A 25505-nucleotide genomic window follows, 5' to 3' on the forward strand; every position below is an offset into this window, starting at 1 on the left:
AGTACGTTTAAAGAATCAATCAACAATCTATCAATCAACCAATTATTTAATATGAAGAAACTATTTTTAGTTTTTGCATTTCTATTTTCGTTACTCACATTTTCACAAGAAAAATCATTTGAAATTACTGGCTTACTAAAGGCTGAAGACTCTAATAATCCTATAGAATCGGCTACAGTTTTTTTACAGCGTATCAAAGATAGTACAGTAGTATCATACACAATTTCTGACAAGGATGGGAAATTTAAAATAGAGAGTTCAACTTACGATACTGCTTTAAATTTTTACGTCTCTTATGTAGGCTATGGAACTTATTTTAAAAAAATAGCAATTGATAAAGAGAAAATTGATCTTAAAACAATTTCATTAAAGCTCGAAAACCAGCTTGGCGAAGTATTAATTAAGTCAACTGCACCAATAACGATTAAGAAAGATACTTTAGAGTTTAATGTAAAATCATTTAAAACTAAAAAGGATGCCAATGTAGAAGATCTGTTAAAACAGTTACCAGGTGTTGAGGTAGATGAAGCAGGCAATATAAAAGTGAACGGTAAACCTGTTAATAAAATATTAGTAAATGGTAAGCCGTTTTTTGGTAATGATCCTACAATTACAACCAAGAATTTAACTAAGGATATTATAGAGAAAATTCAGGTTGTAGATACAAAAACAAAGTCAGAGGCTTTTACAGGTGAAGAAGGTGATAAAGAAAATAAAACGATTAATCTTACTATAAAAGAAGAGAATAATAAAGGTGTTTTTGGTCGTGTCTCAGCAGGTGCTGGTACTGATGAACGTTATGAGTTTGCAGGTATGGTAAATCTATTTAACAATGATAGGAGAATTAGTGTACTTGCAGGCGGAAACAATACAAATTCTCCTGGCTTTAGTTTCGGAGAAATTCATAAAATGTTTGGTAGTGGAGGTGGAATCTCATTTAATAGTAACGGATCTTTTTCTTTAGGAGGTCGATCATTTGGTGGAGGACAAGGTATTACATCATCTCAAAATGTTGGTGTTAATTATGCTGACGTCATCGGAGAAAACACAGATATAGCTTCCGATTATTTTTATGCGTCTAGTAATTCTAAAAATGAATCTTCAACACAGCGCGAAACAATTTTATCAGATTCTAGGTTTTTTACAAATTCAGATTCAAATTCAGATAATGATACTTATAATCATTCTATGAATTTAGAATTTGAAATTGAAACAGATTCTACCTTTCAAATTAGTTTTGAACCTTCTTTTGGTTATTCAAAATCACAAACAAGGTATTTAAATAACGAAGAAACTCTAGATGAAGATTTTGTGTTAACCAATCAATCTGATGTTAATTCCTTTGTAGAAAGCTATGCCAAAACTTTTTCTAATGTGTTTTCAGCAACAAAACGAGTAGGTAATAAGGGATCTTATTTTAAGTTCGAATTAGAAACTGATATAAATGATCAGGAAAGTGAAGATTTTTTAAATTCTAATACAGAAGTATTTGGTAGTAACCCAGAAACAATAGATCGAAACCAGTTTACAGAAGGCGATAATTTTAGTTATGGTGTGTCTGCAGAACTGTCTTATAGAATAGCTTTATTGGCTAAAAAACTATTTTTAAATTTTGAATACGAGTATGCAAAAGATATAGATAATAATTTGGAGAGTACGTTTGATTTTAACAATGGAACCCAAGATTTTTCTGATTTTAATACGGACTTAAGTACAGATTTTAAATATTCAGATATTAGAAATGTACCAACCATAGGAGCAAATTATAGAGGAGAGAAGCTATCGCTTTATTTTAAAATGAGCTACAATTTCAGAACCTTAAAAAACGAAGATTTATTAAGACCACAATTTAATGTAGAAAGAGGATTTGAAAACATTGAAGCTAATTACAGAATTAATTATAGGTTTAGCCCTAAGTCTTCAATCTACGCAAATTATAGGTTAAGTAATAGACCACCTGGATTAAGACAATTACAAGCATTTGAAGATGTTTCCAATCCATTGGTTACTGTAATAGGAAATCCAAATTTAGAACCTTCAAATAGACATAGTTTTTATGGAGGTTATAATGGATTTGATTGGCAAAAACGAACAGGATTTTATGCGAATTTTAATGCTAATATTAGTAATAATCAAGTCGTATCTAAAACTATTGTTGATGCCGAAACATTAAAAAGAACAACCACCTATGAAAACGTAGATGGTAATTATAATTATGGCGTAACAGGCAATTACACTAAAGACTTTAAAATAGATACTTTAAGAACCATAAAGTTGGCAATTAGAACGCGTTATAATTTTAATAAGCGTATTAACTTTAATAACGATGTAAAATATTCTAGTGAAGTAAGGACTATTTCGCCAAGACTTGGTATAGATTTTCTTTGGGATAAGGTCATGGAGATAAAACCATATTATCAGCTTAGTTTTACTAATAACGCATATGATATAGAATCTTTTGAAGATAGGGAATTTACAAGTCACAATGCTGGCTTGCGAACGGCAACATTTTTACCTAAAAATTTAGAATGGCGAAATGATATTAATTTCAATTATAACCCAAATGTCGCAGATGGTTTTCAAAAAAGTGCTTGGTTTTGGAATTCAAGTTTAGCGTATAGTATTTTTAAAGAGAAAGTAATCCTAACTGTAAAAGTTTACGATTTATTAAATCAAAATACTAATGCTAGACGAATAGCTACTCAAGATTATATTGAGGATAGTCAAAGTACAGTATTACGTCAGTATTTTATGTTGAGCCTCAGTTATAAGTTTAATAGCCTTGGTAATAAGGGAAATACAAGCGATGGAGATATTATTTTCTTTGATTAGAGTAGTACGTGTTTTACCAGCTTCCACCAGCGCCTCCACCTGAGAAGCCGCCTCCACCTCCAAAGCCGCCTCCAAAACTTCCTCCTCCAGAACTTCCGCCAAAACCACCTCCAAAGCCACCTGTAGATGAACCTCTAGAATAACTTCCGCGACCCATATTACTTAAAATTATGGCTTCGAGAATACTTCTACTGTCACTTCGATTGCCTCCGTTTCCACCGTTTCCGCCACCACGTGATTTAGATATGGCAATAATAAAAATTACGAAAATTATAAAAAGGAAAAATATAACTTCAATTGGAATACCACCAGAACTTTGTGGCTTATTATTTTTATATGCACCACTAAGCACATCAATTATAGCATCAGTACCTTTATTTAATCCACCGTAATAATCTTCTCTTTTAAATTCAGGAATTATAATATTACGAGTTAGTTCACCTACAATACCAGCAGTAAGTCTATCCTCAACACCATAACCAGGAGAAATCCAGATTTTTCTATCCTTTCTAGCTAATAAAATAAAAACGCCATTATCTTCCTCTGCCTGGCCAATTCCCCATTTTTGTCCCCATCTTGGAGTAAGTAAGCCAATGTTTTCGCCTTTTGTTGTTGGTATAATTACAACTATAATTTCTGTAGAGGTGCTATCGTTATAGCGTCGTAACTTTTCAGATAGTGCAGAAAATTCGTATGGTTTTAATACCTTAGTGCTATCAATAACCGAAGGTATAAAATCCGGCTTTTCTGGAACATTGTATTGTGCGTTGGCAGTGTAAAAAACTCCAGCCAATACGCTCAAGAATAATGAAAATACTAAAGTTCTAAATTTTTGCATTAGTTTTTTGAAATTGAATTTTCAAGTTCATTAGTATCACCATGTTCCCAAGGAAAGTGTGTTGATAATTCTTTTCCTGCCTTATTGATTCCGTCAATTAGACCACCAACAAAATTACCTTTTTTGAATTGAGTTGTAATTATGTCTCTTGTAGAATTCCAGAAATCCGCATCCACAACAGTATTTATACCTTTGTCACCATAAATCATAAAAGATTTATCTTCTACAGCAACATAAATGAGTACGCCGTTTTGTTGTTTAGTGTTATCCATTTTTAAATAATGAAAAACTTCTAAAGTATGCTCAAAAATATCTTTTGAGCAATGCTTCTCTATATGCACACGGATTTCGCCAGAAGTATTTTTTTCGGCATTACGTATAGCTTCTACGATTCTCTCTTCATCTTCAGCACTAAGAAAATCTTCAAGTTTAGACATTTTGCATTTAATTATAAATCGAATTCTACTTCAACTGGTTTATCAGCACCTGCTTCAGCATCAAAATAAGGCTTTTCATCAAAATTAAGAAAACCTGCTAAAATGCTATTTGGAAATGTATTTACGTGAATATTATAAGGTTTTATTTTCTCGTTGTATCGCGTTCTAGCAGTTTGTATAGTATTTTCAGTACTTGTTAATTCATCCTGCAATTTCAAAAAATTCTGATTAGTTTTTAAATCAGGATATTTTTCTACAGTAACTAGTAAACGAGATAATGCACTACTTAAACCACCTTGTGCTTGGTTGAATGCTTTTAATTGTTCTGGTGTAATGTTAGAGGGATCAATAGTTGTCTTTGTAGCTTCAGATCTTGCTTTTATTACAGCTTCTAAAGTTCCTCGTTCAAAATCGGCAGCTCCTTGAACTGTTTTTACTAAATTACCAATAAGGTCATTTCGTCGTTGGTAAGAAGTTTGAACATTTCCCCAAGATTCTTTTACATTTTCATTCAATGTAACGGCAGTATTATTAAAATTCTTTCCCCAAGAATAAAATCCAAATGCAATTATTGCGATTACGATCACAGGAATTAGCCATTTTTTCATAATAGTTTAGTTTTAAAGTTGTGTTTTAATTTTAGTTAGTTGTGCTTTTATACTTTCTAGCTTATCAATAATTTCAAATTTATCTAAAGCTTGCTTTTTTTCTTCTTTTAGATGTGTTTTTGCACCTTCAAGCGTAAATCCTCTTTCCTTTACTAAATGATAAATGAACTTAAGATTTTTAATATCTTCAGGTGTAAACTTTCGGTTGCCTTTGGCATTTTTTTTCGGCTTTAAAACGTCAAATTCTTTTTCCCAAAATCTAATTAAGGAAGCGTTAACTTTAAAAGCTTTGGCAACTTCACCAATGCCATAATAACGTTTTTCTGGTAAATCTATGTGCATCTTAATCTAGAGATTGGTTTTCTAATGACGCTTTTTTAAGCAAAATATCATATTCTTCTGCAGATAAATTGCCATAGTAAAAGTTAATTGGGTTAATACGCTCGCCATCTTTAAATACTTCGTAATGTAAATGTGGTGCTTCAGATCGGCCAGTGCTACCAACGTAGCCAATTAAATCGCCTCGTTTTACACGCTGATTAACCTTTACGTTATACTTGTATAAGTGGGCGTACAATGAAATGTATCCATAGCCATGATCTATCCTTATGTGATTACCATAACCTGTAGAGCCATTATCTGCTCGTTTAATTACGCCATCTCCAGAAGCATATATTGGTGTGCCTCTTGGTGCCGTAAAATCCATTCCAAAATGAAATTTTCTAACTTTAGTAAATGGGTCAGTTCTATAACCATAACCAGAAGCCATACGTGTTAAATTCACATTGTTAATGGGTTGTATTGCTGGTATAGCCTCTAAAAATTTCTCTTTATCTTCTGCTAATTTTGCAATTTCATCTAAAGATTTAGATTGCACAACAATGGCTTTTTCTAAAACGTCTAAGCGCTTAAAACTTTCGGAAATTAACTGAGAGTTATTATAACCTTCATATTTTTTGTAGCGGTTAATACCACCAAATCCTGCTCTTCGTTGTTCCGTAGGTATAGGGTTGGCTTCAAAATAAAGTCTGTAGATCGCATTATCGCGTTCTTCAACATTTTCTAAAGCCGCAAAAGCGTCATCTGTTCTTTTGTTTAATAGCTCATATTGCAATTCCATATTTTGCAATTCTCTAGCCATTTGTCGCTCTTTTGGCGACTCAATATATTGACTAGCTATAAAAAATGACAAAAATCCAAAAAGTGCAGCCGCAGTTAAAAATACAGCAACATACTTAAAAGTTGTTCTTTTCTTCCGCTTTATTTTGCGGTAAGAAAGCGTTTCAGAATCATAATAATATTTTACTTTAGCCATGTTTGAATTTATACTATTTTTGCAGCAAATAAGTGTACAAAGCAAGCGTCTTATATTAGCGTAACGACCAAAGATAAAAAAATGTTTTGCAATTACGTAAATTTATTAAAAACAAGCTTTAATTTCAGCATATGAAGTCTCAAGACATACGATCTAAATTTTTAAATTTCTTCGAAAGTAAACAACACCTCATTGTGCCATCTGCACCAATGGTTTTAAAAGATGATCCAACTTTGATGTTTGTAAACTCAGGAATGGCGCCATTTAAAGAATACTTTTTAGGTAATGCAGAGCCAAAGAAAAATAGAATGTCAGATTCGCAAAAATGTTTACGCGTCTCTGGTAAGCACAACGATTTAGAAGAGGTAGGTTATGATACATATCATCACACGTTATTTGAAATGTTGGGTAACTGGAGTTTTGGTGATTATTTTAAAAAAGAAGCTATTGCTTGGGCTTGGGAATTATTGACAGAAGTTTATGGTATAGATAAAGACATTTTATACGTTACGGTTTTTGAAGGTAGTGATGACGATGATAACCTTGATATGGATACGGAAGCTTACGATATTTGGAAACAATATATCGCAGAAGATCGCATACTAAAAGGTAATAAGAAAGACAATTTCTGGGAAATGGGTGACCAAGGACCTTGTGGACCTTGTAGTGAAATTCATGTAGATATTCGATCCGCTGAAGAAAAAGCTAAAGTAGACGGCAAATCGTTAGTGAACATGGACCATCCTCATGTAGTTGAGGTTTGGAATTTGGTCTTTATGCAATACAACCGTAAAGCAAATAAATCTTTAGAGCCATTACCAAATAAGCATATTGATACAGGTATGGGATTTGAACGTCTCTGTATGGTATTACAGAACGTACAATCTAATTATGATACTGATGTATTTACTCCTATAATACGTGAAATTGAAACCATTACAGACAAAAAGTATGGTAAGGATGATGACGCAGATATTGCAATTCGTGTAATTTCTGATCATGTAAGAGCTGTAGCATTTTCTATTGCAGATGGGCAATTGCCTAGCAATACAGGAGCAGGTTATGTAATTAGAAGAATTTTACGAAGAGCAATTAGATACGGATTTACGTTTTTAGATAAGAAGGAACCATTTATATACAGATTAGTAGATGTGTTGAGCAAAAAAATGGGAGATGCTTTTCCAGAAATTCGCTTACAGAAAGCACTAATTGAAAATGTAATAAAAGAAGAGGAAGCTTCTTTTTTAAGAACCTTAGATCAAGGTTTAATATTATTAAATCGTATCGTCGAAGAAACTAAAAGCGATACCGTTTCTGGTGAAAAGGCTTTTGAGTTATATGATACTTATGGATTTCCTATCGACTTAACGGCTCTAATCTTATCTGAAAAGAATTTAAAATTAGACGAAAAAGGCTTTAAGGTTGAATTACAAAAACAAAAAGACAGATCGCGTTCTGCTAGTGAAACCTCTACAGATGATTGGACGGTTTTATTTGAAGATGATGTACAAGAATTTATTGGTTATGATACTGAAGAAGCAAATGTAAAAATTGCGAAGTACCGAAAAGTTACCTCAAAAAAAGATGGCGAAATGTATCAATTGGTCTTTAACTTAACACCATTTTATCCAGAAGGAGGTGGCCAAGTAGGAGACAAAGGCTTTTTAGAAGATAAACATGGTGATGTAGTTTATATTTTAGATACAAAAAAGGAAAATAATGTAGTGTATCATTTAACCAAAGAGTTACCAGATCATTTAAATGAGAGTTTTAAAGCTGTTGTAAGTGATGAACATAGAACATTATCTTCTAGTAACCATACAGCAACACATTTATTACACCAAGCATTACGAACTATTTTAGGAGAGCATGTGGAGCAAAAAGGATCTTTAGTGAAACCTAATGCTTTGCGATTTGATTTTTCTCATTTCTCTAAAGTTACAACAGAACAACTTCAAGAAATAGAAGATTTTGTTAATGCAAGAATTGAAGGAAAACTACCATTAGAAGAAGGTCGAAACGTACCAATGGAAAAAGCTATTGAAGATGGTGCTATGGCTTTATTTGGAGAGAAATATGGAGATACAGTAAGAACTATACGATTTGGGAATTCTATTGAGTTATGTGGAGGAATCCACGTAAAAAACACATCTGATATTTGGTATTTTAAAATTACTTCAGAAAGTGCAGTAGCCTCAGGTATTAGACGTATTGAAGCTATTTCTAATAAAGCTGTAAGAGATTATTTTTCAGAGAATAATTCTTCTTATTTAGAAATAAAAGGTTTGCTTAACAATGCAAAAGAACCTGTGAAAGCTGTAGTGAATCTACAAGAAGAAAATGCAGATTTAAAAAAGCAAATAGAAGGCTTATTAAAAGACAAAGCAAAAAATATTAAAGCAGAACTAAAAAATGAAATTACCGAAATTAATGGTATTCAATTTTTGGCTAAGAAGTTAGATTTAGATGCTGCAGGAATTAAAGATGTTTGTTTTGAATTAGGCAGTCAGTTTGATAATTTGATGCTTTTATTTGGAGCTGAAAATAATGGTAAAGCAATTCTATCTTGTTATATCTCTAAGGAATTAGTGGCAAGTAAAGATTTAAATGCTGGTACAATTGTTAGAGAACTAGGTAAACATATTCAAGGAGGAGGAGGAGGACAGCCTTTCTTCGCAACAGCTGGCGGAAAGAATCCTCAAGGTATTGAAGCTGCTTTGGAGGCAGGAAAAAATTACCTATAAGTTTGTCATTCAGATAGTGATTAAGAATCTATATTAAATGAAATTACAAACAGAAATACCGCTTAAATCACCACAGCATAATCAAATAGATTACAGCTCTAAATTGCTTTTATTTGGTTCATGCTTTTCTGAAAATATAGGTGCTAAGTTTGAGTATTTTAAATTTCAAAATACTGTAAATCCATTCGGTATTTTATTTCATCCTTTGGCGATAGAAAATCTAGTAACGCGTGCCATTAATAAAGATTATTATTCTAAAAATGAATTATATTTTCATAATGAGCAATGGAGTTGCTTGGATGCACATTCAAAATTAAATACAGCTTCAAAAGAGGACTTATTACATTCATTAAATTATCATATTGATAAAACATACGATCAACTCAAAAGTGCAACTCATGTCATAATTACATTAGGAACAGGTTGGGTTTACAGACATATAGCATCAGATAAAATAGTTGCTAATTGCCATAAATTACCTCAAAAACATTTTTTAAAAGAATTACTTTCCGTAGAACAAATTACGGAATCATTAGAAGCAATCGTCAGCTTAATAAAAAGTGTAAATCCTGAAGTTTCGTTTTTGTTTACTGTTTCACCAGTAAGACATATTAAAGATGGCTTTGTAGAGAATACCCAAAGTAAATCGCATTTACTAACTGCAATCCATCAGGTTGTAGAGCCTAGAGAGCAGTTTTATTATTTTCCATCTTATGAAATTATGATGGATGAATTGAGGGATTATCGTTTTTATAAATCAGATATGCTGCATCCCAATACTACAGCTGTGAATTATATTTGGGAAAAATTTACCACAGTTTGGTTATCTAAAGATGCTTTAGAAACACTAGAAAAAGTTAGTTCAATTCAGTCTAGAAAAGCACACCGACCGTTTAATTCAAATTCACAAGCACATCAAGATTTTCTGAACAAGCTTCAAAAGGATATTGAAAACTTAAAATTAGAATATTCCTTTTTTGATTTTAAATAATATCGATTTCAAGTTCATCTAATTGGTTTTTTTAACTGTGCTTTTACGCGGTCAAAAGATTGCTTGCTAGCGCGTTTCCAGCGGTAAATATTATGTTTTTTAGTTATTATAACGTTACGTTTTTCTTCTTTATCTCTAATGGTTTTTACCCAATTAAAACGTTTACTCGTAATAGATATAGTTAACTCGTTATTGCAACCTAAAGCTTCTAGAGCATTTAAAGCAGCGATTGATACATTCTGAATTTTATCGTTAATAGTATACAAGAGAACAGGAACTGAAGATGCTCTACCTTCATGTTCTAATCCTTCCGCTGCCCATAATCTCGTTTTATAATTTCCATGTTTTAAGGTATATTCTAGTTTCTCAACAGCATTGGTATTAACCCAATAATCAATAGTGTTTTCTGATGGCTGAGTCAGCTTCAGTTTAAACAGCATATATGTGATTTGATTTAGCATAGAATTGAAACAATATATTAATTATGTGTAGTTAAAAGTCTCCTTTTGTTACAACTATTATTAATATGCCATGTTGTTTTGGTTTAAAAATATACGCAATTCGTCGTATGGTTTGGCTTTGTCTTTTTATTCAAATTTGTGACATAGAAACCCATAATCAATTTTATAAACATATTAATCATGAAAAAATTACAACACATTATTGTTATTATTAGCTGCCTACTTATTGGCACAACGTATGCTCAAGATTTAGAAGAATTTAAACCTGGTAAAGAAAAGTATGGTTTAGGTAAACTTAAAAAAGGGCCAAAAAAAATATACATAGCGAGTTTTAACGTGAATTTTGAAACTTATAAAGAGGCTGTGTCTTATAAATCTTCAGGAGGATTTAGAAACACGGCAAAAGGAGAAGCTACTGCATCTGCTGCAATTGGGATTAATGGACTACAGGAAGCTGATATTCAAGAAAAAACAAATCAGCTTTACAATGATTTTATTGAAGATTTAAAAGCAAAAGGTTTTGAGATTATAACTGCTGAAATGGCAGGAAAAACAGATACTTATGAAGGTTGGGAAAAGGCTAGTGGACCTTATGTAATAGAATCTGGTCTACCTGGTGTTATGACGTCTGTGCCAGATGGTTATTCGTTTTTTTATAAAGGAGAAACAAAGAAAGGCAAGAAGAAAAAAGGATTTTTAAATGGTTCTTTAGTGCCTCAAAAATTATCTGATGATTTAGATGATGCTGTCGTAGCTAATGTAAATCTCTACTTTATGTATTCTGAAGCTGGTAATGATTTCTTTAAAAATGCAGGTGGAGCTAAAGTGAAAATGTTTACTAACTATAGGTTAATAGGAGATTATGTTGTTGCTGCACCAAAAAAGAAAGGCTTAAGATTAAAAGGTGCACAAACTTCAGAAAGAATTAACTCTATGGTTTCTTTTACTAAAGGTAAAACGGGATTAGGAGCAGAGACGCAATATAACGGAACTTTAAAAAAGGATTTAGAAATCAATGGTGTCATTAAAAAAGAAAAAGTCGTGGCATATTCTAAGCAAACTTCAGAAACAGCAACGTCATTTAAACCTGTGGTTATTGCAGGAGCAAGTTACAGTTCACTTACTAAATGGATTGATGTAGACTCAAAAAAATATGTAGAAGGACTTTATAATGCTGGTAATAAATTTTTAGATTTTCATACGAGTGAATTTCTAAGTAATTATTAAAACCTAGATTGTTTTAGATGATATTCAATGGTATAAAAAGTGTTGAGTCTGTGTTCTGATTTCAATAAGAAATAGTATTTAACACTTTTTAATTAAATTTAGACATGAAAAAAATACAAATCGCATTCCTAACATGCTTTTTATGTTTGATTGGTTTTGCTCAAAATTTAGACAGTTTACTCGTTGTTGCAAAACAAACAGCTAATGATTCGGCAAAAATTAGAATGTATAATAACATTGGATTTAGATATATTTTCAATGACTCAGATAAAGCAATCCAAGTTTTAAAGGAAGGTATACAAATTGCTGAAGATGCTAATTTTAAATATGGTTTAATAGAACTTATCAATACGCAAGGCATCTATATGGATGTTATGGGTAAAAGTGATTCTGCTCAATTTTATTTTGAGAAAGCTTTAAAAATGAGTAAAAAGCATCAGTTCAAAACTATTGAAGCCTTATGTATTAACAATCTTGGCATGTTTAATTGGAATAGAGGCAATTTTGACCAAGCTTTAGATTACTTTTTTCAATCGCTTAAAATCAATGAATCCTTAAATCAAGAAAGTGCAACAGCCAATGCTTTAAATAATATAGGGCTCATTTACCAAGAAATGTATCTTAACGAAAAAGCTTTAGAGTATCACAGAAGAGCTTTACAAGTTAGAGAAAAATATAATTTAGAAAACGATCAGGTAGCATCACTTAACAATATAGGGATAAATTTAAAAGAATTAGGACGTGTAGATGAAGCTATTCTAACCTATAAAAAAGGTATTGAATTAGCACTTCGAAAAAACAATAATTTAGATTATCATAAACTGTTAGATAACTTGGCGAATGCTTACAACATTAATGGCGATACAGATTTAGCGTTACAGACATATTTTCAGGTCATTGAAAAAACGAAAGAAGCCAAAGCAAATGAAAAAGCTTTGCTGTCAACATATAATAATATTGCTACACTATACAATGATGCTAACCGACCAATAAAAGCTTTAAGTCATATTAATGACGGTTTTTTACTGGTAGAAAAATATCCTGAGAGTGAACTTATGTCTGCAGATTTGTATCTAACAGGTGCAGAAAGCTATTACATGCTTAATAATTTTAATAAAGCTAGAGAATTTAAAAGTCAATATATAACCTTGAAGGATTCTATCTTTTCCGAAAAAAATGCAAAGGCCATTGCAGATTTGGAAATTAAATATGAGACTGAAAAAAATCAAAAGCAAATATTAATTCAACGAGCAGAATTAGCAGAACAAGATTTAATTATACAGAAGCGGAATTATCAAATTTATGGTCTAATTGGTTTGGTTTCGATATTCAGTTTTATAGGTTATCTTTTTTATAACCAACAACGTTTAAAAAATCATCAACTTGAAAAGGAAAAGGAGTTGAACAATGCTTTGATTAAAATTGAAACTCAAAATAAATTACAAGAACAACGCCTAAGTATTAGTAGAGATTTACACGATAATATTGGAGCACAATTAACCTTTATAATCTCGTCTATAGATAATATTAAATATGCTTTTAAGCTGCAAGACGAAAAACTAAAGACCAAATTAAGTACAATAAGTGATTTTGCTTCAAGCACTATTTATGAGTTACGAGATACTATTTGGGCTATGAATAAAAACGAGATTACGTTTGAAGATTTACAAGTAAGAATTTCAAATTTTATAGACAAAGCCAACCTTGCTGCTCAAAATATAGATTTTCAATTTAATGTAGATAAAGATGTGAATAATGATGCTGTTTTTTCTTCAGTACAAGGGATGAATATTTATAGAATAACCCAAGAAGCAATTCACAATACTTTAAAATATGCTAAGGCTTCAAAAATTAATGTTGAAATTTACCAAGTAAATAATCATATTAGAGTGTCAATAAAAGATGATGGCATTGGGTTTAATGATACCAATACAGTATTGGGTAATGGTATAAGAAATATGAAAAAACGCGCGCATGAATTAGGTGGAAATTTAAGTGTAGAAACAAAAGAGAATAAAGGAACATCAGTAACCTTATTTTTGTAATAATTACGAATGAAAATAAAAATTGCTATTGTAGATGATAACTCGTTTTTAATAAAAACGGTAGAGGAAAAATTATCTTTTTTTGAAAACTTAGAGGTAAAATTCAAAGCAATGAATGGTGCCATTCTGTTAAGTCAATTAGAAGAAAATTATAATCTAGATTTAATTTTAATGGATATTGAAATGCCAGAAATGAATGGTATTGAGGCAACTGAAAAAGTAAAACAAAAGTATCCTCATATTAAAATTATAATGCTAACGGTTTTTGATAATGACGAAAACATTTTTAATGCCATTAAAGCTGGTGCAGACGGTTATTTACTAAAAGAAATCAATGCAGGCGATTTACATTCTGGTATATTAGAAACCTTAAATGGAGGTGCTGCTATGAATCCTTCAATTGCTTTAAAAACCCTTAAATTATTACGAAATCCATTTGTTCCTAACGATAATAATAAGTTAGTAGAAATTAAACTCACAGAAAGAGAAGTTGATGTATTAGAGCAGCTAAGCAAGGGGTTAAGTTATAAATCTATAGCGAGCAACCTTATGCTATCTACTGGGACAATAAGAAAGCATATTGAAAATATTTACAGAAAACTACAAGTACATAATAAACTCGAAGCTGTTCAGAAAGCGAAACGGAATAATCTTATTTAGTATTTACCCTAACACTATCAGGCACTAAAACCGTGTAATCGCCATTATTTCTTAATACATCTCTCACAATAGAAGATGATATAAAGGATGTTTTAGCTGCAGTTAATAGAAATACAGTTTCAATTTTTGATAGCCTTCTGTTGGTATGCGCAATAGCCTTTTCAAATTCAAAATCCGCAGGATTTCTTAAGCCTCTAAGAATAAATTTTGCATCAATTTTTTCACAAAAATCAATAGTTAAACCAGTGTAAGTAACCACTTTTACTTTAGGTTCGTTCTTAAACGCTTCTTCGATAAACTTTTTCCGTTCTTCAAGAGAAAACATATATTTTTTTTCGGCATTAATACCAATAGCAACAACAACTTCGTCAAATAATTTAATACCACGTTTTATAATATCGAAGTGTCCGTTTGTAATAGGATCAAAAGATCCTGGGAATAATGCTCGTTTCATTGATAGTGTTTTACAACTTATAAAAAGACGTCTTAATTATTTCAAATATAACTATTAATTATTGATAGTTTCTTCAATAGCATTTTCAAATAAAGCTTCCATGCTAATGCCAGCTTTTGCAGCTTGTTGCGGTAAAATACTTTCGTTGGTTAAACCTGGCACTGTATTAACTTCTAGCAAATAAGGTTCATCGTTTTTAAAGATAAATTCACTTCTAGAGAAACCTTTCATTTTTAAAATTTCATAGATGCGTTTAGCTTCAATATTTACTTTATTAGCATAATCATCAGAAATACGAGCAGGTGTGATTTCTTGAGATTTTCCTTCGTATTTAGCTTGGTAATCAAAGAAATCATTTTCAGAAACAATTTCTGTAATTGGTAAAACTAAAGTTTCGCCTTTATAAGAAATAACACCAACAGAGACTTCAACACCATCTAAAAATTGTTCAATAATAATTTCATTATCTTCTTTAAAAGAGTTGTCTATTGCCGCTTGTAATTCTTCCTTTTTATACACTTTAGAAATTCCAAAACTACTACCAGCTTTATTCGCTTTTACAAAACACGGCAAACCTACCTTGGCAATGATAGCATCTTCATTTATTTGGTCTCCAAGGTTAAGCGGAAAACTTTCAGCCGTTTTAATTCCATAAGGTTTCAAAGTCGCTAACAAATCGCGCTTATTATATGTTAATGCAGCTTGGTACATGTTGCAGCTGGTTTGCGGAATGTCTAACAGTTCAAAATACGCTTGCATAAAACCATCTTCGCCTGGCGAACCATGTACAGCGTTAAACACACAATCGAATGTGATTTTTGTGCTATCTACTACAATCGAAAAATCATTTTTATCAACCGAAATTTCTTCATCAAGTTCATTAACAAAAACCCATTTCTCTTTAAAAATATGAATACGAAACGCATTATATTTAGCCTTATCTAAGGTATTGTAAACCACGTTACCACTTTTAAGGGAAATCTTGTATTCGCTAGAATAGCCACCCATAATAATTGCAATATTTTTCTTCATTTTATGTACCCAATAAAATGGGTTTGTTTTAGTTTATATAAGCGATAGCGTAAATGTATAATTTATTTTTAATAATCTAAATGGGTTATTCATACGTATTTTATTTGCGAGACGTTAATATAACGTTAGAATTTCTTAGTTTTGTCCACAATTATATAGCTTATGAGTTTAGTTAAGTTTCTTACCAGTAAAGTGTTTTTTAAACAAATAGCATTGGCCATTGTGGCGCTTGTTGTTTTGTGTTTTATTGTTTTAAAATGGTTAAACATTTCTACCAATCACGGAGAATTTGTAATTGTACCAGATTTAAAAGGTAAATCTTTAGAAACTGTTGGTATAGAATTAAAGGATTTAGATTTAACGCTAAAGATTCAAGATTCAGCTAATTACAATCCAAAATATCCAAAGTATTCTGTTATTGAGCAAAAGCCAGCAGCAGGTTCTCAAGTAAAGGAAAATAGAAAGATTTATTTAATATTAAATCCTTCTGATTATCGTAAAGTTGAAGTGCCAAATATTTTAAAATTTACATTTAGACAAGCTGAACCACAATTAATAGCCTTAGGTTTTAAAGTAGGAGAAATTACGTATAAAGATGCTATTGGAGAAGGTGTAATGTCTATGTCTTATAAAGGCAAACCTCTTAAAGCAGGTACAAAATTACCATTAACATCTAAGATAGACTTGGTGTTAGGAAACGGTAAATTATAAAACAATTCAATGCCAAATGTTCCTGATATTTCAGACGAAGGAGAAAACGAACTTTACGAGCACCATGCTTTTAGAGTAGTCGCTGGTCAGCAGCCACTTCGTATCGATAAATACTTAATGAATTTTATAGAAAACGCGACGCGTAATAAAATTCAAGCTGCAGCAAAAGACGGAAGTATTTTTGTGAACGATGTACCTGTAAAATCTAATTACAAGGTAAAACCAAACGATTACATCACTGTAAAGTTTGAGCATCCACCACACGAAAATCTTTTAATTGCAGAAGATATTCCTATTGATGTGGTTTATGAAGACGACGATTTACTGGTGGTTAACAAACCAGCAGGTATGGTTGTGCACCCAGGACACGGAAATTATTCGGGTACATTGATTAATGGTTTAATTTTTCATTTCGAAAATTTACCTAACAACTCAAGCGAAAGACCAGGTTTGGTGCACAGAATAGATAAAGATACTAGCGGATTGTTAGTGGTTGCCAAAACCGAACAAGCCATGGCACATCTTTCTAATCAGTTTGCGAAAAAGACGAGTGAGCGCGAATATGTTGCACTTGTTTGGGGAAATATTGAAGAGGAAGAAGGCACCATTGAAGGTAATATTGGTCGTCATCCAAAAAATAGATTACAAAACACGGTTTTTCTAGATGACGAAGAAGAACAAGGTAAACCAGCCGTAACACATTTTAAAGTTATAGAACGTTTGGGTTATGTAACCTTAGTAAGTTGTAAGCTCGAAACAGGACGTACACACCAAATCCGTGTACATATGAAACATATTGGTCACACCCTTTTTAATGACGAACGTTATGGAGGCGAACGCATCTTAAAAGGGACCACATTTACAAAATATAAGCAGTTTGTAGAAAACTGTTTTAAGATTTTGCCGAGACAAGCTTTACATGCCAAAACGCTTGGGTTTGTGCATCCAACCACAGGAGAATTCATGAAATTCGAATCTGAAATTCCTCAGGATATCGCGCAATGTATAGAGAAGTGGAGACATTATGCAAAGCACGCTAATGATTAGTGCCAAATTCCTGCGAAAGCAGTTCCGATAGCTATCGGAATCAAAAGTAGATTTAACAAAGACTCAGTAACGTCTAAAACAATATGTTTTGGGCGTTTTATTTTTTTTAACCTTCAAGGGTTTTTAAAACCTTGTAGGAAAAAAATAATCAGGCTGTCCACTATATCTTTTTTTCGTGCCTCAAAAAAGGATGCCGTTTCCATCCTTAACGCGCTTTCCCAAGACTATTGAGAGAAGATGAGAAAACTGCACATCTTGAGCAAGTTTAAAAATACTCACTCACTCACTCAGTTTGTCATGCTGAACTAGTTTCAGCATCTCAAAAGCATCTTCATTAAATTAGATTCTGAAACAAGTTCAGAATGACAAATCATTACTTATCACGTTTAGGTTAATAACCAATTCTTTTAGCTATTCTTACGTTGAACATATTTGTGAATTGGCATAGTTATTTCTAATAGTGATATCAATTTTACTATTAATAAATATTAGAAAATCTTTAAGATACATCGTATTTTTACTACTGAGAAAGAAGAAGTGTTTAACCATAAATTAGAGGTCTGCAGTAGCAGCAAATACATATGAAATTAGTACTATCACCAGCAAAATCTTTAGATTACGAGACTAAATTACCAACCACTAAAACAACGGAAAGTAGTTTTTTAGCGGAATCAGAACGTTTAAATAAAGTATTAAAAAAGAAGTCGGCAAAGAGTTTATCTAAACTAATGCATATTTCAGATAATTTAGGGCAATTAAATTATGAGCGCAACCAAGACTGGGAATTACCATTTACAAAAGACAATGCAAGGCAAGCCATATATGCATTTAGTGGCGACGTGTATAGAGGATTAGATGCCTATACAATTGATACTGATAAATTAGATAAAGTAGAAGATACCGTTAGAATATTATCTGGTTTATATGGTGTTTTAAAACCATTAGATTTAATTCAGCCTTACCGATTAGAAATGGGAACTAAAATGCCAGTTGGTAAAAACAAAAATTTATACGAGTTCTGGAAAAAGAAAGTCACTAAAGCTTTAAACGAAGAGTTAGAAGATGATGAGCTTTTCCTTAACCTGGCAAGTAATGAGTATTTCAAAGCCATAGATACAAAAGCTTTAAAAGTACCAGTCGTTAATGTAGCGTTTAAAGAATTTAAAAACGGACAGTATAAAATCGTAGCCATTTTTGCTAAATTAGCTAGAGGATTAATGACCAGATACATCATTGATACAGATGCTAAAACTTTAGATGATGTAAAAGGATTTAATTTAGAAAACTACGGATTTAGCGAAGAATTATCTTCTGAAAATGAATTGGTATTTACAAGATAGTTACTATATTTAGATACCTAATTCTAATCCATGTATTACTATTTAATTGTAGCGCTTCAGGCGTTTTGTATTTATCATGTCTATAAAAATCATAAACCATATTATTGGTTTTTTCTCATCTTCTTTATTCCTGTTGTAGGTTCAATTATATACATCATAACGCAAGTTTATAATAAGAATGATGCCGATAAAATTCAAAGTGAATTAACGTCTATCATCAATCCAACTAAGAAAACAAAGGACTTAGAAAAGAAGTTAGAATTTTCAGATACGTATACAAACAGAATTGATTTGGCAGATGCTTATTTCGCTAATAACGATATGCCTAATGCTATTGTTAATTATAAGCATACGTTAAAAGATACATCCCAAAATAATTTATACGCACATCAACAACTTATTTTGTGCTATTTTAAATTACAAGATTATGCTGGAGTTTTAGATAGTGTAGAAGTCATAAAATCTAAACCAGAATTTAAAGGGTCTAAACAACAATTTTGTTATGGTTTAGCTTTAAAAGAACTAGGTCAACTAGAAGATGCTGAAGTACAATTAAAACAGATAGATAGACCATATTCTAATTATAATGAGCGTTTAGAATTAGCAAAATTCTATATAGAAAATAATAGAGCTAATGAAGGCAAGGATTTATTGAATGAAATCTCAACAGAATCTAAGCATATGACGAAACCTAATCGTCGTATCTACAGAACTGCAATTGCTGAGGTAGAACGTTTGTTGAAATCTTTATAATTAGCTGTTTACAATTCCATCAAAAATCTCATAAATTAAATTAGACTCATTATCTACATCTTTTCGAGAAGGGTTTAAAATAAATCCATTTTTAGTTAAAAGTCGTTTAGAATTTTCATTTTTGGTATCTGTAAAAGCTTCAATTTTCTGAAGTTTTAATTGATTAAATCCAAAGTCGAGAACCAAATTTAAGGCTTCCGTCATAATTCCTTTATTGTGAAATTTGGGATTTAAGTCATAACCAACTTCTGCTACTTTTTTGTCTACAGAGAAGTTCCACAAGCAAATAGTACCTATAAGTTCTGATTTGTCTTTTAGCGTAATTCCCCAAACAATCGAAATACTATGCTCTAGATTATTATGCTGTGTTCTTATAAAGTTTAACGCATCTGAATAGTTTTAGTTTGTCTATGCTCAGGTCTTTTAATATACCGATTTACAATTTCGTTGGAACGTAAAAAGAGAATGGTATCAGCATCAGATTCTTTCAGTTTCCTGAGGGAGAGTCGTGCAGAAGTAAGTTCAGTAAAAGGTGTGAAATTCATCTCTTGATGTTATAAGTTGCTCAAATATTGATAGTATTCAAACTTAAAGATATTTCAAATATTTATTACCTTAGTATGAAATACAAAAAATGAGAAAAACGCTTCAGATATCTAATGCAATAGCATTGATTATAACCATATTTATTAATTACCTGTCTAATACAGGTATAATGAATAACACTACTATTGGAGAAGTTTCTAACAGTTATAAATCGCTTTTTACGCCTGCAGGTTATACGTTTTCAATTTGGGGAATTATTTATATTATGTTGGTATGCTTTGTGGTTTATCAAGCGAGAACTTCAAGTTTTAAGACTAAAAACGATGATTTTGTTTTAAAAAAAGGTTGGTGGTTTGTTATGTCTTGCATGTTTAATTCACTATGGGTTTTTGCATGGATTTATGAATTTACAGGCTTATCTTGTCTATTCATCTTTTTATTATTGTTTTCAATTTTAAAAATTATTGTAAATAATAGAATGGAACTCGATGATAAACCATTTCCCATTATTGCCTTCTTATGGTGGCCATTTGTAATTTATGCAGGTTGGGTTACATTAGCTAGTATTGCAAATGTGTCTACGTATTTGGTTAAAATAGATTGGAATGGATTTGGGTTAGAACCTAAATTCTGGGCAATTTCACTAATAGTTATTGCCACAATAATTAACCTTACCGTTATTTGGAAACGTAATATGCGCGAATTTGCTCTAGTTGGTGCCTGGGCATTAGTTGGTATTGGTGTTGCTAATAAAAATGATAATTACTCGATTGCTGTTTTTGCATTTATTGCTGCTGCTGTATTAATGATAAATGCAGCAATGCATGGTCATAAAAACAGAGCGACGAATCCTTTTTTTAAATTTTTAGAATGGAAAAAATCGAGAAATTCATAATAAGAAGGTAATTAGTTATGTCAACAAGAAAATAGGCGTAACTTCGCGCCAAATTAAAGGAGTGACCTAATATAATATAGAGTTTGCTTCATAAACACTATATATGTCATTTAAAGAATTAGGCTTATCTGAGCCGTTATTAAAAGCAATCAGTAAAAAAGGATACGAAACACCATCGCCAATACAAGCAAAAGCCATCCCTTCAGTTTTAGAAGGAAAAGATGTTTTGGCTTCAGCACAAACCGGAACTGGTAAAACTGCAGGTTTTACATTACCATTATTACATCTCTTATCTGAAAATCCAAAGGAAAAATACAGACCAATAAGAGCATTAATTTTAACGCCAACACGTGAGTTAGCAGCTCAGGTATTTGCTAACGTAAAGGAATACAGCGAATTTTTAAATTTAAGAAGTGCTGTAATTTTTGGTGGTGTTAATCAAAAACCGCAAATCGCAACCATAAGAAAAGGTGTTGATGTCTTAGTAGCTACACCAGGACGATTACTAGATTTACAAAATCAAGGTGCATTATCTTTAAAACGTGTTGAAATATTTGTTTTAGACGAAGCAGATAGAATGTTAGATATGGGATTTTTACGTGATATTGAACGCGTAATGAAGTTAATGCCGGACAAGCGACAAAACCTTTTGTTCTCGGCAACATTCTCAAAAGACATTAAAAAATTAGCTTATTCTATTTTAAATAATCCGGTTCAGGTTGAAACAGCACGACAAAATACGGCTGTAGAGGTTATAGACCAAAAAGTATATAGAGTTGCAAAAGGCAAAAAAACAGGCTTAATTATTAAACTAATTTCTGAAGGTAATTGGAACCAAGTTTTGGTTTTTACAAGAACCAAACATGGTGCTAACAAACTTTGTAAAAAGATGATTAGTGCAGGTATATCAGCAGCAGCTATACACGGAAATAAAAGTCAAGGAGCTAGAACAAAAGCCTTAGCAGGTTTTAAAAATGGTTCTGTTAGAGTATTGGTAGCTACAGATATTGCTGCAAGAGGTATAGATATTCCATTATTGCCACATGTTATAAATTTTGAATTACCTAACATTTCTGAAGATTATGTACATAGAATCGGTAGAACAGGTAGAGCAGGAGCAGAAGGCCAAGCATTATCTTTAGTTAGTGCAGATGAAACTAGTTATTTAAAAGGTATTGAAAAGTTGATTGGAGAATCTATTGAAGTAGAAATAGTGGAAGGTTTTGAACCAGACCCAAATGCTTCAACAGCACCAATAAAACCTGGTCAAAACAGAAATCAAAATAAAGGAAGAAGAACTAATAACAGAAACTCTAATTCTAAAGGTTCAGGTAATAACAGAAATTCTAATAGAAATAAAAGTAGAAACCGAAACCGAAATAACGATTCTAGACGTAGTTAAATTCTAATGACAGATAGCTTAAAACATAAAATAATAGAAGTCTGCGATAAGAAAATTGCACAAAAAGGAACTAATGTTGGTGTTTCTTTTTATGCCTTTTTTAAGAACAAAAATGACAATCCAGAATTGTTGATGGAAGCCGCTACGTGGTGGATAAAAACACATGAGCTAGACCATTTTGAAAAAGCCGTTAAGATTAAAACCTTAGTAAATAGCTTGTAACATGTCTATACAACCAAATAACCCATTGCATGGAAAAAAGCTCGCTGATATTGTAACAGAGCTACAAGCGCATTATGGATGGGAATACATGGGTTATCAGATTAATATTAGATGTTTTACGCATGACCCTTCAGTTAAATCCAGTTTAAAATTTTTAAGACGAACGCCTTGGGCTAGAACTAAAGTTGAGCAAATGTATTTAGCGTATTTAAAAAAGAATCCTAACTTAAAGTAAAACTAATTATCATAAAAAAAATCCTCATTGTTAAATGAGGATTTTTTAAAATGTTTAAAAAAGGATTTAATCTTTTTTTAGCGTTGCTTTTTTGTTTTTTTCAATCTGCTTCAATTCTGTCTTTTGAGCAGATTTTTTTTTCATTTCGAAAGCTACAGAAAATTCATCCAAACTTATTGAACCATTTTTATTTGTATCCATTTTAAGAAATTTGTTTTTAACCTCTTCTTCACTAAATTCGTCTTTTTTGTAATTAGCTTTAAGTTCTTTTAAATTTATGGTTTCGTCGGAATTAGTGTCAAGTGCTTTAAAACTTTTTATAGCTCTTTTATTCTGAACTTTTTGTGTTTCAAGTTTCTGTTGAGCATTTGCAAAAGAGAAAGATGTTATAGCTATGAAAAATAATCCTGTTTTTATTGTATTTAAAATCATAATATTAATTTTTTAATTATTCATTAATGAGAGCAATATAAGGTAAAAAGCTTTAAAATTTAGTTAATTTAATAAGTTGCTGAATTATGCCCTTAATTGTCTTAAGCCCTCATACACTATTATACTTACGGCATTCGCTAAATTTAAACTTCTAATAGATTCACTATAAAGTGGAATTTTAAAAAGGTCATTTTTATGAGCTTCAATAATTGTTTTGGGCAAACCAACGGATTCCTTTCCGAAGACTAAGAATAAATCATCTTCAAACGTTATATCCCAATGGCTTTGAGTGCCATGACTAGATAAGAACACCATTTTTGCATTGTCATTCTTTTTGAAAAAATCATCAATATTTTCATAGTAAATAACGTCTAGATGCTTCCAATAATCTAATCCTGCACGTTTAAGTCGTTTATCATCGATTTCAAAACCAAATGGTTTTACTAAATGTAAGGTAGAACCAGACGCTAAAGCCAAACGACCAATGTTACCCGTGTTATTTGGGATTTCGGGTTCAATGAGTACGATGTTTAATGACATTATTAAGTTTAATTAAGAATAAAAAAATGCCTATTCAATTAATAAGAATAGGCATTAAATATAAGTTTTTAATTGTTCAGTTTAAAGTGTGATGACTTAAACAGTAACAGTAGAATCTATTTCTTTAGGATCTGGTCCGTAAGCGTTAGGTCCTTTGTCGCCTTCTGTTGCAAATAAAACGATTAACCATATACCTCCTACTAATGGTATAAGTGCTACTAAGTAAAACCAACCACTTTTTCCTATATCGTGTAATCGTCTTACCGCAACGGCTAAACTAGGAATTATGATACCTAAGATATATATTAGATATAGTCCTGCGAATGCACCTATTTCTGTCAATGCAACTAATCCACCAGCAACAAGTACAATTGCAAAAGCAAAAAGCATATTAAACAAAACAAACATCCAATATTCTTGACGTCTTGCTCTACCTGTAAAATTTGCGTAATTATCTCTTACGACTTTTAAATACCATTCCATAAATTTGATTTTAGTTGGTTAATGTGACTCAAATATAAACTTTAATTTAAAATAGATGTATTGAAGTTTATTATTCTCGATTAACGTTCGGCTTTTTTAAAAGTTTTATGATTAGTATTCGGACTAATAGAATAAATGGAAATCCATGAAAAACAACATCAAACCAATCTTTTACGGTCATGCCATTTGCACCTCCTGCAATCCATCTGATTTTACCAACGATATGAGGTTCAGGAAAGAATGGCGCTAACCCAAGAGTTAGACATAAAAGGATGATTAATTTCCAGTCGTTTAAGAGTTTCATATTATAAAATAGCAGTTACAAAATCATCGATTTTATCGACACCAGAATTAGTTAAGTGTTTTACAAATGCACTACCAATAATGGCGCCTTTGGCGTATTTCGTTGCTTGCGTGAATGTTTCGTTATTAGAAATTCCAAAACCAACAATTTGTGGGTTTTTTAATTTCATGTTGGCTATACGTTGAAAATATTGCGTTTGTACATCTCCAAATCCTGATTGACTACCTGTGACACTTGCAGAACTTACCATATAAATAAATCCGTTTGAAATAGAATCTATATATCTAATACGTTTTTCTGAGGTTTGTGGTGTAATTAAGAAGACGTTGATTAGGCCATATTTTTCGAATATAGATTTGTAGTTATCATGATACACGTCAACTGGTAAATCAGGAATAATAAGTCCATCTATGCTAACCTCTTGACATTTTTTACAAAATTCTTCTACACCATATTGCAACATTGGGTTAAAATAACCCATTATGATTAGGGGCATTGAAACCGTTTTACGAACGTCTTTTAATTGTTCAAAAAGATGTTCGCTAGTCATGCCATTATGCAGTGCTTTTGTAGAACTTGCCTGAATCGTAGGACCATCAGCTAAAGGGTCACTGAATGGTAGTCCTATTTCTATCATATCTACACCAGATTTTTCAAGATTTTCTATGACAGTAACTGTGTCGTTAATGTTTGGGTATCCTGCTGTGAAGTATATGGATAATAGCTTTTTGTCTTCTTCTAGTTTTTGGTTTATTCTGTTCAAAATGTTATAGTTTTATTTAGTTTGTTCATTTTGTCTTGAAACAAAACGAACCAAAAGTTCAAAACGATTTGCAGTTCCATCCTATCGCTCATTATTTCTAAAAATCGTTGCTTCCGACTATGTCGAAATTTGGGACATTAATTTTTGCTGCTTTTTGTTTTGTTCCCAAAATATATTTTAATTTTTGC

The 25505-nt window shown here is 31.6% G+C and carries 29 protein-coding genes; 14 read left to right on the plus strand and 15 right to left on the minus strand.

Translation table 11 applies throughout. The features are described 5' to 3' along the window. Positions 1-51: 51 nt before the first annotated feature. Positions 52-2832, plus strand: a complete 2781-nt coding sequence (locus ACJBCC_RS13005; protein WP_407557406.1) for an outer membrane beta-barrel protein — start codon at positions 52-54, stop codon at positions 2830-2832. Positions 2833-2845: 13 nt separating this feature from the next. On the opposite strand, the gene ACJBCC_RS13010 is transcribed toward ACJBCC_RS13005, so the two are convergent. The 5 genes from ACJBCC_RS13010 to ACJBCC_RS13030 are packed head-to-tail and all read right to left on the minus strand — an operon-like array spanning position 2846 to position 6030. Continuing rightward, positions 2846-3670: a YgcG family protein gene (locus ACJBCC_RS13010; protein ID WP_299103408.1), complete on the minus strand. Its 825-nt coding sequence runs from the start codon at positions 3668-3670 to the stop codon at positions 2846-2848. Further along, a complete protein-coding gene (locus ACJBCC_RS13015; RefSeq protein WP_407557407.1) occupies positions 3670-4107 on the minus strand; it encodes a TPM domain-containing protein in 438 nt (145 codons plus the stop codon). The genes ACJBCC_RS13010 and ACJBCC_RS13015 overlap by 1 nt, the downstream gene beginning before the upstream one ends. An 11-nt stretch (positions 4108-4118) precedes the next feature. Then, complete coding sequence (locus tag ACJBCC_RS13020; RefSeq protein WP_407557408.1) at positions 4119-4715, minus strand: LemA family protein; 597 nt, start codon at positions 4713-4715, stop codon at positions 4119-4121. Between the two features lie 12 nt (positions 4716-4727). Then, a complete protein-coding gene (locus ACJBCC_RS13025) occupies positions 4728-5057 on the minus strand; it encodes a MerR family transcriptional regulator (RefSeq protein WP_299103412.1) in 330 nt (109 codons plus the stop codon). 1 nt (position 5058) lies between these two features. Further along, positions 5059-6030 carry a M23 family metallopeptidase gene (locus ACJBCC_RS13030; protein ID WP_299103413.1) on the minus strand — a complete coding sequence of 324 codons (972 nt, stop codon included), beginning with the start codon at positions 6028-6030 and terminating at the stop codon, positions 5059-5061. A gap of 131 nt (positions 6031-6161) precedes the next feature. Between ACJBCC_RS13030 and alaS the strand changes: the two genes are divergently transcribed. Together alaS and ACJBCC_RS13040 are read left to right on the plus strand one after the other, a co-directional pair. Further along, the gene (alaS, locus tag ACJBCC_RS13035) at positions 6162-8774 is read left to right on the plus strand and encodes an alanine--tRNA ligase (protein ID WP_299103414.1); all 2613 of its coding nucleotides are present in this window, start codon (positions 6162-6164) and stop codon (positions 8772-8774) included. Between the two features lie 37 nt (positions 8775-8811). Then, entirely contained in the window at positions 8812-9765 is a 954-nt protein-coding gene (locus ACJBCC_RS13040) for a GSCFA domain-containing protein (RefSeq protein WP_407557409.1), read from the plus strand. A gap of 14 nt (positions 9766-9779) precedes the next feature. Here the strand turns inward: ACJBCC_RS13040 and ACJBCC_RS13045 are convergent, their stop codons facing one another. Continuing rightward, the gene (locus ACJBCC_RS13045) at positions 9780-10205 is read right to left on the minus strand and encodes a HEAT repeat domain-containing protein (protein ID WP_407557410.1); all 426 of its coding nucleotides are present in this window, start codon (positions 10203-10205) and stop codon (positions 9780-9782) included. A gap of 201 nt (positions 10206-10406) precedes the next feature. On the opposite strand from ACJBCC_RS13045, the gene ACJBCC_RS13050 reads away from it, so the two are divergent. The 3 genes from ACJBCC_RS13050 to ACJBCC_RS13060 all read left to right on the plus strand — a co-directional run bounded on the left by ACJBCC_RS13050 (position 10407) and on the right by ACJBCC_RS13060 (position 14158). Continuing rightward, complete coding sequence (locus ACJBCC_RS13050; RefSeq protein ID WP_407557411.1) at positions 10407-11453, plus strand: hypothetical protein; 1047 nt, start codon at positions 10407-10409, stop codon at positions 11451-11453. A 104-nt stretch (positions 11454-11557) separates the two neighbouring features. Next, on the plus strand, positions 11558-13498 hold the full coding sequence (locus tag ACJBCC_RS13055; protein ID WP_407557412.1) for a tetratricopeptide repeat protein: 1941 nt from the start codon (positions 11558-11560) through the stop codon (positions 13496-13498). A 9-nt stretch (positions 13499-13507) separates the two neighbouring features. Continuing rightward, complete coding sequence (locus ACJBCC_RS13060) at positions 13508-14158, plus strand: response regulator (RefSeq protein WP_407557413.1); 651 nt, start codon at positions 13508-13510, stop codon at positions 14156-14158. Here the strand turns inward: ACJBCC_RS13060 and coaD are convergent. Together coaD and ACJBCC_RS13070 are read right to left on the minus strand one after the other, a co-directional pair. Beyond that, positions 14151-14612 carry a pantetheine-phosphate adenylyltransferase gene (coaD, locus tag ACJBCC_RS13065; protein ID WP_299103420.1) on the minus strand — a complete coding sequence of 154 codons (462 nt, stop codon included), beginning with the start codon at positions 14610-14612 and terminating at the stop codon, positions 14151-14153. The two genes, ACJBCC_RS13060 and coaD, sit on opposite strands and share 8 nt — an antisense overlap. Before the next feature lie 54 nt (positions 14613-14666). Then, the gene (locus ACJBCC_RS13070) at positions 14667-15644 is read right to left on the minus strand and encodes a D-alanine--D-alanine ligase (protein WP_407557414.1); all 978 of its coding nucleotides are present in this window, start codon (positions 15642-15644) and stop codon (positions 14667-14669) included. 162 nt (positions 15645-15806) lie between these two features. On the opposite strand from ACJBCC_RS13070, the gene ACJBCC_RS13075 reads away from it, so the two are divergent. From ACJBCC_RS13075 to ACJBCC_RS13090, 4 genes are all read left to right on the plus strand, one after another. Then, a complete protein-coding gene (locus ACJBCC_RS13075; RefSeq protein WP_299103422.1) occupies positions 15807-16355 on the plus strand; it encodes a PASTA domain-containing protein in 549 nt (182 codons plus the stop codon). Positions 16356-16364: 9 nt separating this feature from the next. After that, positions 16365-17402: an RluA family pseudouridine synthase gene (locus ACJBCC_RS13080; protein ID WP_407557415.1), complete on the plus strand. Its 1038-nt coding sequence runs from the start codon at positions 16365-16367 to the stop codon at positions 17400-17402. Between the two features lie 581 nt (positions 17403-17983). Further along, positions 17984-18742 carry a peroxide stress protein YaaA gene (gene yaaA / locus ACJBCC_RS13085; protein WP_299103424.1) on the plus strand — a complete coding sequence of 253 codons (759 nt, stop codon included), beginning with the start codon at positions 17984-17986 and terminating at the stop codon, positions 18740-18742. Between the two features lie 30 nt (positions 18743-18772). Then, entirely contained in the window at positions 18773-19495 is a 723-nt protein-coding gene (locus ACJBCC_RS13090) for a hypothetical protein (RefSeq protein WP_299103425.1), read from the plus strand. Here the strand turns inward: ACJBCC_RS13090 and ACJBCC_RS13095 are convergent, their stop codons facing one another. Next, complete coding sequence (locus ACJBCC_RS13095) at positions 19496-19870, minus strand: GNAT family N-acetyltransferase (RefSeq protein ID WP_407557462.1); 375 nt, start codon at positions 19868-19870, stop codon at positions 19496-19498. Between the two features lie 5 nt (positions 19871-19875). Further along, positions 19876-20040: a hypothetical protein gene (locus tag ACJBCC_RS13100; protein WP_407557416.1), complete on the minus strand. Its 165-nt coding sequence runs from the start codon at positions 20038-20040 to the stop codon at positions 19876-19878. Positions 20041-20129: 89 nt separating this feature from the next. On the opposite strand from ACJBCC_RS13100, the gene ACJBCC_RS13105 reads away from it, so the two are divergent. The 4 genes from ACJBCC_RS13105 to ACJBCC_RS13120 all read left to right on the plus strand — a co-directional run bounded on the left by ACJBCC_RS13105 (position 20130) and on the right by ACJBCC_RS13120 (position 22795). Then, positions 20130-20936 (plus strand): tryptophan-rich sensory protein, encoded by an 807-nt coding sequence (locus tag ACJBCC_RS13105; RefSeq protein ID WP_407557417.1) that lies wholly within the window; start codon positions 20130-20132, stop codon positions 20934-20936. A gap of 103 nt (positions 20937-21039) precedes the next feature. Continuing rightward, complete coding sequence (locus ACJBCC_RS13110) at positions 21040-22338, plus strand: DEAD/DEAH box helicase (RefSeq protein WP_407557418.1); 1299 nt, start codon at positions 21040-21042, stop codon at positions 22336-22338. Positions 22339-22344: 6 nt separating this feature from the next. Then, positions 22345-22560: a DUF6500 family protein gene (locus ACJBCC_RS13115; protein ID WP_407557419.1), complete on the plus strand. Its 216-nt coding sequence runs from the start codon at positions 22345-22347 to the stop codon at positions 22558-22560. 1 nt (position 22561) lies between these two features. Further along, the gene (locus tag ACJBCC_RS13120; protein WP_407557420.1) at positions 22562-22795 is read left to right on the plus strand and encodes a VF530 family DNA-binding protein; all 234 of its coding nucleotides are present in this window, start codon (positions 22562-22564) and stop codon (positions 22793-22795) included. 66 nt (positions 22796-22861) lie between these two features. Here the strand turns inward: ACJBCC_RS13120 and ACJBCC_RS13125 are convergent, their stop codons facing one another. From ACJBCC_RS13125 to trpA, 5 genes are all read right to left on the minus strand, one after another. Beyond that, on the minus strand, positions 22862-23227 hold the full coding sequence (locus ACJBCC_RS13125) for an EF-hand domain-containing protein (protein WP_407557421.1): 366 nt from the start codon (positions 23225-23227) through the stop codon (positions 22862-22864). 84 nt (positions 23228-23311) lie between these two features. Then, positions 23312-23767, minus strand: a complete 456-nt coding sequence (locus tag ACJBCC_RS13130) for a tRNA (cytidine(34)-2'-O)-methyltransferase (RefSeq protein ID WP_299103432.1) — start codon at positions 23765-23767, stop codon at positions 23312-23314. Positions 23768-23863: 96 nt separating this feature from the next. Beyond that, positions 23864-24250 (minus strand): DUF805 domain-containing protein, encoded by a 387-nt coding sequence (locus tag ACJBCC_RS13135; RefSeq protein ID WP_299103433.1) that lies wholly within the window; start codon positions 24248-24250, stop codon positions 23864-23866. Between the two features lie 70 nt (positions 24251-24320). Beyond that, a complete protein-coding gene (locus ACJBCC_RS13140; protein WP_407557422.1) occupies positions 24321-24554 on the minus strand; it encodes a hypothetical protein in 234 nt (77 codons plus the stop codon). A gap of 1 nt (position 24555) precedes the next feature. Next, a complete protein-coding gene (trpA, locus tag ACJBCC_RS13145) occupies positions 24556-25317 on the minus strand; it encodes a tryptophan synthase subunit alpha (RefSeq protein ID WP_407557423.1) in 762 nt (253 codons plus the stop codon). Positions 25318-25505 lie beyond the last annotated feature (188 nt).

It is taken from the genome of Winogradskyella sp. 4-2091 (assembly GCF_045765065.1).
GTDB lineage: Bacteria > Bacteroidota > Bacteroidia > Flavobacteriales > Flavobacteriaceae > Winogradskyella.